Origin of the sequence: Modestobacter sp. I12A-02662, from assembly GCF_041028325.1 — a bacterium.
Classification (GTDB): Bacteria; Actinomycetota; Actinomycetes; order Mycobacteriales; family Geodermatophilaceae; genus Modestobacter.
The window spans coordinates 51,644-60,488 of the sequence record NZ_JABGDE010000018.1; the positions used below are offsets into that span (position 1 = coordinate 51,644).

12 protein-coding genes and 1 pseudogene are annotated in these 8,845 nt (G+C 73.6%); 3 read left to right on the top strand and 10 right to left on the bottom strand.

The window, feature by feature from the left end; genetic code table 11:
- Positions 1–41 precede the first annotated feature (41 nt).
- The 4 genes from HL189_RS21860 to HL189_RS21875 form a co-directional block, all read right to left on the bottom strand.
- On the bottom strand, positions 42–1,094 hold the full coding sequence (locus HL189_RS21860; protein WP_369135845.1) for an autoinducer 2 ABC transporter substrate-binding protein: 1,053 nt from the start codon (positions 1,092–1,094) through the stop codon (positions 42–44).
- Positions 1,095–1,204: 110 nt separating this feature from the next.
- Positions 1,205–1,993, bottom strand: coding sequence for a DeoR/GlpR family DNA-binding transcription regulator (locus HL189_RS21865; RefSeq protein WP_369135846.1), 789 nt, complete (start codon positions 1,991–1,993; stop codon positions 1,205–1,207).
- Between the two features lie 169 nt (positions 1,994–2,162).
- Entirely contained in the window at positions 2,163–2,546 is a 384-nt protein-coding gene (locus tag HL189_RS21870) for a VOC family protein (RefSeq protein WP_369135847.1), read from the bottom strand.
- A complete protein-coding gene (locus tag HL189_RS21875) occupies positions 2,543–2,830 on the bottom strand; it encodes an ArsR/SmtB family transcription factor (RefSeq protein ID WP_369135848.1) in 288 nt (95 codons plus the stop codon). The genes HL189_RS21870 and HL189_RS21875 overlap by 4 nt, the downstream gene beginning before the upstream one ends.
- A 55-nt stretch (positions 2,831–2,885) precedes the next feature.
- On the opposite strand from HL189_RS21875, the gene HL189_RS21880 reads away from it, so the two are divergent.
- Both HL189_RS21880 and HL189_RS21885 read left to right on the top strand, forming a co-directional pair.
- Positions 2,886–3,083 carry a hypothetical protein gene (locus HL189_RS21880; RefSeq protein WP_369135849.1) on the top strand — a complete coding sequence of 66 codons (198 nt, stop codon included), beginning with the start codon at positions 2,886–2,888 and terminating at the stop codon, positions 3,081–3,083.
- Positions 3,084–3,171: 88 nt separating this feature from the next.
- Entirely contained in the window at positions 3,172–3,372 is a 201-nt protein-coding gene (locus tag HL189_RS21885; protein WP_369135850.1) for a hypothetical protein, read from the top strand.
- Positions 3,373–3,418: 46 nt separating this feature from the next.
- On the opposite strand, the gene HL189_RS21890 is transcribed toward HL189_RS21885, so the two are convergent.
- From HL189_RS21890 to HL189_RS21915, 6 genes are all read right to left on the bottom strand, one after another.
- A complete protein-coding gene (locus tag HL189_RS21890) occupies positions 3,419–3,793 on the bottom strand; it encodes a DUF1801 domain-containing protein (RefSeq protein WP_369135851.1) in 375 nt (124 codons plus the stop codon).
- Positions 3,794–3,832: 39 nt separating this feature from the next.
- Positions 3,833–5,038, bottom strand: coding sequence for an acyl-CoA dehydrogenase family protein (locus HL189_RS21895; RefSeq protein WP_369135852.1), 1,206 nt, complete (start codon positions 5,036–5,038; stop codon positions 3,833–3,835).
- 144 nt (positions 5,039–5,182) lie between these two features.
- Complete coding sequence (locus HL189_RS21900) at positions 5,183–5,665, bottom strand: DUF4383 domain-containing protein (protein WP_369135853.1); 483 nt, start codon at positions 5,663–5,665, stop codon at positions 5,183–5,185.
- Positions 5,666–5,851: 186 nt separating this feature from the next.
- Complete coding sequence (locus HL189_RS21905; RefSeq protein ID WP_369135854.1) at positions 5,852–7,501, bottom strand: carbamoyltransferase; 1,650 nt, start codon at positions 7,499–7,501, stop codon at positions 5,852–5,854.
- Between the two features lie 98 nt (positions 7,502–7,599).
- Positions 7,600–7,914: an ANTAR domain-containing protein gene (locus tag HL189_RS21910; protein ID WP_369135855.1), complete on the bottom strand. Its 315-nt coding sequence runs from the start codon at positions 7,912–7,914 to the stop codon at positions 7,600–7,602.
- A 16-nt stretch (positions 7,915–7,930) separates the two neighbouring features.
- The gene (locus HL189_RS21915; protein ID WP_369135856.1) at positions 7,931–8,461 is read right to left on the bottom strand and encodes a hypothetical protein; all 531 of its coding nucleotides are present in this window, start codon (positions 8,459–8,461) and stop codon (positions 7,931–7,933) included.
- Between the two features lie 183 nt (positions 8,462–8,644).
- Here HL189_RS21915 and HL189_RS21920 point away from each other — a divergent pair.
- A pseudogene (locus HL189_RS21920) lies at positions 8,645–8,845 on the top strand (cytochrome ubiquinol oxidase subunit I); the annotation flags it as partial.

Below are 8,845 nucleotides of genomic sequence, written 5' to 3' on the forward strand. Positions count from 1 at the left end.
CCGGGGAGGGCCGGTGTGCGCCGGCCCTCCCCGGGAGCGGGTCAGTAGTCGAAGTCGCCGGCGTTGTCCTTGGTGATCCGCAGCGGCGGACCCAGCAGCAGGACCTTCGTGCTCTCGTCGTAGGTCACGCCGGTGATGTCCGCGTTGACGTCGTTGGTCGGCTGGAACTCCTCGCCGGACGCCAGCTGGACGCCGGCCCAGGCGGTCAGCCAGCCGAGGTTCTCGACGTCCCACAGGATGCTGGCCGTGGACGAGCCGTCCTGGAGGTAGGGCAGCATCGACTGCGGCGTGCCGAGGCCGACGGTGAACACCTGCCCGATCCGGCCGGCGTCCCGGACCGCCTGGGCGACGCCGGGCGCCGAGGACGTGCACTCCCCGACGAGCCCGGTGAGGTCCGGGTGCGCGTTCATCAGGTCGGTGGCCATCTGGGTGGCCATCGCCTGGTCCTCACCGGCGTAGACGACGTCGACGATCTCCGCCTGCGGGTACTTCTCCGCGGTGTAGGCCCGCTGCACCTCGATCCAGGAGTTCAGGTTCTCCGCCGTCTGGCCGCAGGAGACGATCGCGTACCGCCCCTGGCCGCCCATGGCCTCCAGCAGCGCGTCGGTGAGGGCCTGCCCGATGCCCTCGGTGGACGCCTGGCTGACGAAGACCTCGCGCACCGAGTCGGGGGCGTCGGTGTCGGAGGTGGCCACCGAGATGCCGGCGTCGGCGGCCTGCTGCAGCAGCGGGGCCATCGAGTCGGGGTCGTTCGGCGCCACGATGAGGGCGTCGACCCCCTGCTGGATGTACGAGCGGACGATGTCGGCCTGCGCGGCCGGGTCGGCCTCCACCGGGCCCTGGTAGAGCCACTGGCAGCCGAGCTCCTGGCAGGCCTCCTCCCCGCCGGTGTTCATCGCCTCGAAGTAGGGGATGCCCTGCAGCTTGGGCACGAACGCGACGGTGTAGGAGTCGCCGCCACCGCCGGCGTCACCCCCACCGCTGTCGTTCCCGCCGGAGGCCGAACCCCCCGAGCCCTCGCCGCAGGCGGCGAGCGTCAGGGTGAGAGCCAGGGCGAGGGGGGCAACGGACCTCGTCGTACGTGTCGTCCTCATCGGTCACCTCATCGGAGTGGGGGTCGATCCCCGGGACACCGGCTCGGCGAGCCGGTGGGTCTGTGCCGTGCGCCCCGGGCGGGCCGGGGGCGTCACGGGGCGGGTGCCGGTCACCGGTGTTCCTCCGGCACGTCCACCCGGTGGACGGCGACGCCGGCCGCGCGCAGCTCGGCCACCGCGGCCGGGTCGGCGCCGGAGTCGGTGTAGAGCGCGGTGATGCGGGACGGTGGCGCCACGCTGTGCAGCGAGAAGCTGCCGAGCTTGCTGGAGTCGGCGAGCGCGAACACCTGCCGGCAGTGCGCGGTCAGGTACTGCTTCACCTGGGCCTCGTCCGGGGTCATGTCGAGGAGGCCGCGCTGGGCGGAGACGGCGTGGGCGCCGACGAAGCCCTTGTCGATCCAGCCGCGGCCGCTCAGCACGTCGCCGATGACCCCGACCACGGAGCGGGCTGAGCGGCGCACCGACCCACCGGGGATGAGCACGGTCGCGTCCGACCGCTCGGAGAACAGCGTCGCGGTGGGCATGCTGTTGGTGATCACGACCAGCGACCGCCGGGCCAGCAGCTCGTGCGCGAGGTGGTGGCAGGTGGTGGAGGAGTCCAGGGCGATGACGTCGCCGTCCTGGACCAGCGGGGCCACCGCGCGGGCGATCCCCACCTTCTCCGCCCGGCGCACCAGCAGGCGGGTCTCGAAGGCGCCCTCGTCGAGCACCGGGGCGGCGACGGCGCCGCCGCGGACCCGGCGCAGGGCCGCGCGCCGCTCGAGGGCCTCGAGGTCCTTGCGGATCGTCACCGTGGAGACGGCGAGCCGTTGCGCGAGGTCGTTGACCGCCACCCGCCCGCTCGCGCTGAGGGCGGCGAGGATCGCCTGCGACCTGGCGTGCTCGTCCAAGGACGGCATACGGCCCCCTCACGGCCCTCGTCGGCACTGACGAGCCGGACCCCCGGTGGGCCCGGTGCGCGGGAAGCTAGACCGACGAAAGCCGGAGGTCAAGCACGCGGAGGCGCGCGAAACCCACGGGCTTCCGAACAGCCCACCGCGGCTTTCGCACACGGGCGCGCGGTCGGGCTCACATGGCGACGAGCTGAATCAGGTTGCCGCAGGTGTCGTCGAGGACGGCCACGGTCACGGGGCCCATGACCACGGGGTCCTGCGTGAAGGTGACGCCCAGGCCGGTGAGCCGTCGGTGCTCGGCGTGCACGTCGTCGACCGCGAAGGCGGTGTACGGGATGCCGTCGGCCACCAGGGCCTCCTTGAACGGCCTGGCGGCCGGGTGCGCGTCCGGCTCGAGGACGAGCTCCACGCCGTCCGGCGCCTGCGGGGAGACGACGGTGATCCAGCGGTGCTCGCCCATCGGGACGTCGTTCTTCGGCAGGAAGCCCAGCACGTCGGTGTAGAACCGCAGCGCCTTCTCCTGGTCGTCGACGAGGACGCTGGTCATGGCGATCTTCACGGGGGTCCCTTCCGGGGGTCGGTGGGCCAGCGTTCGGCGATGGCCCGCAACGGCGTCGTGTCCAGGTGCAGGAACGTGTAGCGGCCCTCGCGCCGCCGGGAGACCAGGCCGGCGTCCTCCAGCACGCCGAGGTGCTGGGAGACGGCCTGGCGGGAGGAGCTCAGGCCGTGCCGCATCACCAGCCGGCTGCAGAGCTCGAACAGCGTCTGGCCGTCCCGGTCCTGCAGCTCGTCGAGGATCGTCCGCCGGGTGGGGTCGGCGAGAGCCTTGAACACGTCGCCCACGGCCAGAGCATGGGCAAGTATCCACTTGCCTGTCAAGGTCCGTAGGGTCGGCGGCATGACGTCACCGGCGCCCCGGACCCGCCACGAACGACTGGTGGGCCTGCTCGTGCTGGGGGTCGCCGTCGTGCTGCTGGTCTCCAGCGTCACCTGGTTCGGCAGTGACCGGACCGTCGTCGGCATCGGCCAGCTGGCGCTCGGGCTGGTGCTGGCCGGGGTCGGCGCCTTCCTGGTGCGGCGGGCGCGGGCGCGCTGACCCGTCGGCTGGCGCCCGCGCGGGACCGGCGGCAGGGTGATCGGCACCACGTCGACGCGGGCCGGCGGCCCGCCGGGGAGGAGGCGCCGTGCAGCTCAACAGGGACGAGCTGGTGCGGGTGCTGCGCACCGAGGGCGACAACGACACGGCGGAGGCGGTGGCCGCGCAGCTGCCCGAGCAGATCGACACCGACCGGGACGGCGACGCCCTCACCGCGGTCGGCCTGGGTCGCACGCAGCTGATGGCCAAGCTGGCCGGGGGCTCGCTCGGGACCACGCTGAGCCCGTGAGCCGCCCTGGGCGAGCCCCGTCCCGGGGCCCGCCCAGGTGCACCCGTCAGGCCCGCGCGGGCCGGCGGCCGAGGGCGATCGCCTGGTCGAGGTACTCCACCACCACCTCCAGGTCGGCGTCCGTGGCGTCGGACAGCTCCAGCGAGCGCACGGTGCGCCCGGTGCCGACCAGCCGGCGCTCCGGATCGGGCAGCAGGACACCCCGCTCGAACACCAGCTGCACGTGCCCGGCGAGCGGGAACAGCGCGCAGACGAACCCGGCGTCGGGGTGCGCGTAGTTGATGCTGTGCCACCCGCGGCGGACCCGTTCCCGCAGCTCGGGATGGCCGTCGAGGAGCACCGCGCGGGCTCGGCGGGTGAGCGCGGCGACCTCGTCGGAGTGCTCGGCCAGCAGCGCCTCGACGTCGTCCGGCACGGTCATGCGCCGATGATGGCACCCCCCACCGACGGAACCGGCCCCTCAGACGGGCCGCTCGCGGGCCAGCTCCTCGCGGGCCACCGAGCGGATGTGCACGGCGTCGGGGCCGTCGACGATCCGCAGCGTGCGGGCGCTGGCGTAGAACCGGGCGAGCACCGTGTCGCCGCTGACCCCGGCACCGCCGTGCAGCTGGATGGCGCGGTCGATGACGTCGCACGCCACCTGCGGCGCGACCACCTTGATCGCCGCGATCTCGGTGCGCGCGCCCTTGGCCCCGTGCCGGTCGATGAGGTCCGCGGTCTGCAGCACGTACAGCCGGGCCTGGTCGATCTCCATGCGCGAGCGGGCGATCGACTCCCGCACGGTGCCCTGCTCGGCCAGCGGCCGGCCGAACGCGACCCGCGACTTCGCCCGCTCGACCATCAGCGCGAGCGCCCGCTCGGCCATCCCGATCGCGCGCATGCAGTGGTGGATCCGGCCGGGCCCGAGCCGGGCCTGGGCGATCATGAAGCCGTCGCCCTCACCGGCCAGCAGGTTGGTCATCGGCACCCGGACGTCGGTGAACCGCAGCTCGGAGTGGCCGTGCTGGTCCTGGTAGCCGAACACCGGCAGGTGCCGGACGATCTCCAGCCCCGGGGTGTCCCGGGGGACGAGCACCATCGACTGCTGCCGGTGCGCCGGTCCGTCGGGGTCGGTCTTCCCCATCACGATGAAGACCTGGCAGCGCTCGTCGGCGGCCCCCGTCGTCCACCACTTGCGCCCGTTGACCACGTACTCGTCGCCGTCCCGGACGATCGAGGTCTGGATGTTGCGGGCGTCGGAGCTGGCGACGTCCGGCTCGGTCATCGCGAACCCGGAGCGGATCTCCCCCTCGAGCAGCGGGTCCAGCCAGCGCGCCTTCTGCTCCGGCGTCCCGAAGAGCATCAGCGTCTCCATGTTGCCGGTGTCCGGGGCGCCGCAGTTGATCACCTCGGGGGCGATCACCGGCGACCAGCCGGTGATCTCGGCGACGCCGGCGTACTCGAGGTTGGTCAGCCCGCCGTGCTCGGCGGAGAAGAGGTTCCACAGCCCCCGCCTGCGCGCCTCCGCCTTGAGCTGCTCCAGGACCGGCGGGTGGGCGTGGTCGTCGTGGCCACGCGCGGCACGCCACTGCTCGTAGACGGGCTCCGCGGGGAGGACCCGCTCCCGCATGAAGTCCCACATCCGGCCGGTGACGTCCTCGGCCTCGGCGGAGAGGGTGAAGTCCATGGCCGGACCGTATCCGGGGTGGTGGTCAACACCGCGGACGGGTGCGGGCGCGACGCCGCCCCGGACACCGGGGTGTCCGGGGCGGCGGGGATCGGACCGGGAGTGGCAGCTCCCGGGGCTGGGCCGCGGGTCAGCGCGGCGACCTCAGCGAGGCGACCTCAGCGAGGCGTCCCGCCCGCGCCCGGTGGCGACGCCGGCGACCTTGCCCAACGCGATCGCCACGCCGACCGCCGCGGTCAGCAGGTGCAGGATGTTGTCCGCCCAGTTCAGGTTGAGGAAGTCCCACTCCTTGCCAACGGCGAACAGCCCGTAGAGGAACGCCGCGCCGTAGCCGGCGGCGAGCAGCCAGCCGTAGGTGCGGGCACCGCTCAGCGTGCGGGACAGGGCGATGCCGACGGCGCCGATCAAGACGTGCACGAGGTTGTGCATCGGGTTGATCATGAACCCGAGGAGCGTCACGTCGTGCTCCGTGGTCGGCCCGTGGACGTTGCCGAAGAAGTCGCCGAAGCCGGTGAGGAAGAAGCCCACGATGCCGATCAGCGTGTAGATGACGCCGAAGGCGAGGGCGAGCTGCTGCGGCCAGGTCATGCCCCGGCGACCGGCGCCGGGGGAATCTTTAGCGGACATGGGTGGTCCTCCATCGTGTCGTGGCACCGCCGGGTCCTCGACGCTGCCTGAACAGCCGGTCCCCCAGGGTGAGCTGCGCAAACGGGACTCACCCGGTCGGGCGACACGTCGTGCCCGAACTGCAACCTGGGCCCCGGCCGGGCCGGCGCGGACGGACCCGGTCGGCCCGGCCCGGCCCGTCGGTGCTCAGCCCGGGCGGCGGGTCGGCACCGGCCGGCGGACGACGAACGGGCCGATCGCGAGCAGGTCCACCGGAGCCGAGCCGAAGCACTCCAGCGCGTCCCGCGGGTCGTCGACCATGGGCCGGCCGGCGGTGTTGAGGCTGGTGTTCACCACCACCGGCAGCCCGGTGCGCCGCTCGAACGCCGCGATCATGCGGTGCACCAGCGGCTCGGTCGCCGGGTCGATCGTCTGGATCCGCGCCGTCCCGTCGACGTGGGTGACCGTGGGGATGCGGTCCTTCCACTCCGGGGCCACGTCGTGCACGAACAGCATGTAGGGCGAGGGGATCGGGCCGCGGCTGAAGATCTCCGGCGCCTTCTCCAGCAGCACCATCGGCGCCACCGGCCGGAACTGCTCGCGGCCCTTCACGTCGTTCATCCGCTCGAGGTTGGCCTCGTAGCCGGGGTGGGCGAGCAGGGAGCGGTGGCCCAGCGCGCGGGGCCCGTACTCGCTGCGGCCCTGGAACCAGGCGACGATGCCGTTGTCGGCGAGCACCTCGGCGACGGCCTCGGCGACGTCGTCCGGCCGCTCGTAGTCGATCGCGGCGGTCTGCAGCACCCGCTCGATCTCCTCGTCGCTCCAGCCCCGGCCGAGCGCGGCGCCGGGCATCGGCTCGGTGCGCTCACCGAGCTCGGCCGCCACGTGCAGCGCGCTGCCCAGCGCCGTCCCGGCGTCCCCGGCGGCGGGCTGCACCCAGACCTGCTCGAACGGGCTCTCCGCGAGGATCCGGGTGTTGGCGACGCAGTTCAGCGCCGTCCCGCCGGCCAGGGTGAGCACCTCGTCGCCGGTCTGCTCGTGCACCCAGCGGGCCAGGTCGACCAGCACCTCCTCCAGCCGCTGCTGAACGCTGGCCGCCAGGTCGGCGTGGTCCTCGGTCCAGGCCGCGTCCTTGCCCAGCCGCGGGGCGAACTCGCTGAAGTCGATCCGCTCGGTGACGAAGCCGCCGTCCCCGGTTGCCCGGATCAGCTCGGACAGCTCGCCGACGAAGCGCGGCTTCCCGTAGGAGGCCATCGCCATGACCTTGAACTCGTCGGAGCTGCGCAGGAAGCCCAGGTGGTCGGTGAGCTCCTCGTACATGAGGCCCAGCGAGTGCGGCAGCGCCTGGCCGGCCAGCACCTCCAGCCGGCCGTCGACGTAGCGACCGGCGAGGTGGCTGTGCGCCTCCCCGCGGCCGTCGAGCACGAGCACCGAGTTGTCCCGATGCGGAGCGGCCAGCCCGGCGGAGGCCGCGTGCGCCACGTGGTGCTTGACGAACCGGACCTTGGCCGGGTCCAGCCCGGGCAGCGCATGGGCCAGGAAGTCCGGGGCCATCTCCGCGTACTTCCTGCGCATCACGTCGCCGTCGTCGAACAGCCCGGAGTCCTCCGGCGTCCCCATCAGGGCGGGGTCGAAGGAGTAGGCGACCGCGTCGAGCTCCTCCGGGCGGATGCCCGCCGCCTTCAGGCACCACGCGGCGGACAGCTCCGGCAGCTCCCAGGCACTCCACGGCAGCGGTCGCTTGCCGTGCTTGCGCCGGCTGAACCGCTCCTCCTCGGCCGCGGCGACGACCTTGCCGTCGATGACCAGGGCAGCCGCCGGGTCGTGGTAGATGGCGTTGATGCCCAGGACCTTCACGCGCGCGCTCCTCCCGGCCGGGCTCCGTTGCGGCCCGGTCCGGTTTCATGATCACGGGAGTCGGCGCATCCCGCAGGTCGAGCGGCCGGAGCCCCTGGTCAGGACCGCTGCCGAACGGCGGCGGAGACGACGTCCGACGCGACCTCGCGCAGCCGCGTGCCCGACGCCCGCGACGTCTCCAGCAGCAGGTGCAGCGCCGTCTCCTCGTCCACGCCGTGCCGGGCCATCAGGACGCCCTTGGCGGTGCTGATCACGTCCCGGTCCCGGAGGGCGGCCCGGAACCGCTCACCCGGCTCGTCGGCGTCCTCCAGGAGCCGGTCGGCGTCCGGCCCGGGCGCCGGCGTCCCGGCAGCGTGCTCGTCCCGTGACCCCGGCCGGATCGACCGGACGTCGGCGTGCTGGTCGGCGGCCACCGGACCGGCCCGCAGCTCAGGCCGGCGTGCCGGCCGGTGCCGGACGGCTGCCGGTGCGGCGCCGGCGGTAGGCCTTCGCCCGGCACGCCTCGGAGTCGTACACCCGGCGCCGCCCGCTGTCGGCGGGCTGGCAGAAGGCGCGCTCGCACACCGGGCAGATGCTGGTCATCGTCCGGGACAGCGGCTCCGGCCCGGGGTCCGGCGTCCGGTGCGCGGCGGCGACGAGCCCCAGCAGCGCGGACAGCGGGCCACCGCTGCCCGGCACGTCGTGCAGGCTGCGCGAGTACGGGGCGCGTGGCGGCGCGAGCTCGTCCAGGCGCTCGTTGACCGCGTGCGCGACCAGGTCCCGCTCCTCCGCCGGCAGCCGGGCCAGGCCGAGCAGGTAGGCGCGCACCTCCACCTCGCCGGCGGTGCCGCCGAGGGCCAGGTACCGGGTCCACAGCTGGCCGGGGGACAGGTCGCTGCGCTCGAACGCCGCGCGGGTGGCTGCGCACTGCAGCTCAGCCGAGGGCACGCAGTCCGACGTCGGATCGCTCGTCGGGTCCATGGCAGCTCCCCGAGCCGTACCGGTCGTCCGGTCGACGTCCGCCGCGGTCTCGGCGGTGTCCCCAGTGTGCCGTGAGGCGCCGCCGAGGAGGAGAGGGGGCGTCCCCCTGGCAGTTCCCGGCGGACTGGGTGCATCCTGTGCTGGGCCCCAGAGGCGGGGAGCCGGGCGACACCGGGAGAGCCCGTGACCATCACACCGTCACGCATCGTCAGCCAGCCCAGTCCTGCGCACGTGGCGGAGAAGGGCTCGCGGCTGCTCTCCCTGCTGCGGACCACCGATCACAAGGTGATCGGGCTGATGTACACGTTCACGGCGTTCATCTGGTTCTTCGTCGGTGGCCTGATGGCGCTGCTGATGCGCGGTGAGCTGGCCCGCCCGGAGCTG

Coding starts and splice junctions, on each gene's coding strand:
- HL189_RS21860 (WP_369135845.1), bottom strand. CDS start 1,094: ATGAGGACGACACGTACGACGAGGTCCGTTGCCCCCCTCGCCCTGGCT.
- HL189_RS21865 (WP_369135846.1), bottom strand. CDS start 1,993: ATGCCGTCCTTGGACGAGCACGCCAGGTCGCAGGCGATCCTCGCCGCC.
- HL189_RS21880 (WP_369135849.1), top strand. CDS start 2,886: ATGACGTCACCGGCGCCCCGGACCCGCCACGAACGACTGGTGGGCCTG.
- HL189_RS21890 (WP_369135851.1), bottom strand. CDS start 3,793: ATGACCGTGCCGGACGACGTCGAGGCGCTGCTGGCCGAGCACTCCGAC.
- HL189_RS21895 (WP_369135852.1), bottom strand. CDS start 5,038: ATGGACTTCACCCTCTCCGCCGAGGCCGAGGACGTCACCGGCCGGATG.
- HL189_RS21900 (WP_369135853.1), bottom strand. CDS start 5,665: ATGTCCGCTAAAGATTCCCCCGGCGCCGGTCGCCGGGGCATGACCTGG.
- HL189_RS21915 (WP_369135856.1), bottom strand. CDS start 8,461: ATGGACCCGACGAGCGATCCGACGTCGGACTGCGTGCCCTCGGCTGAG.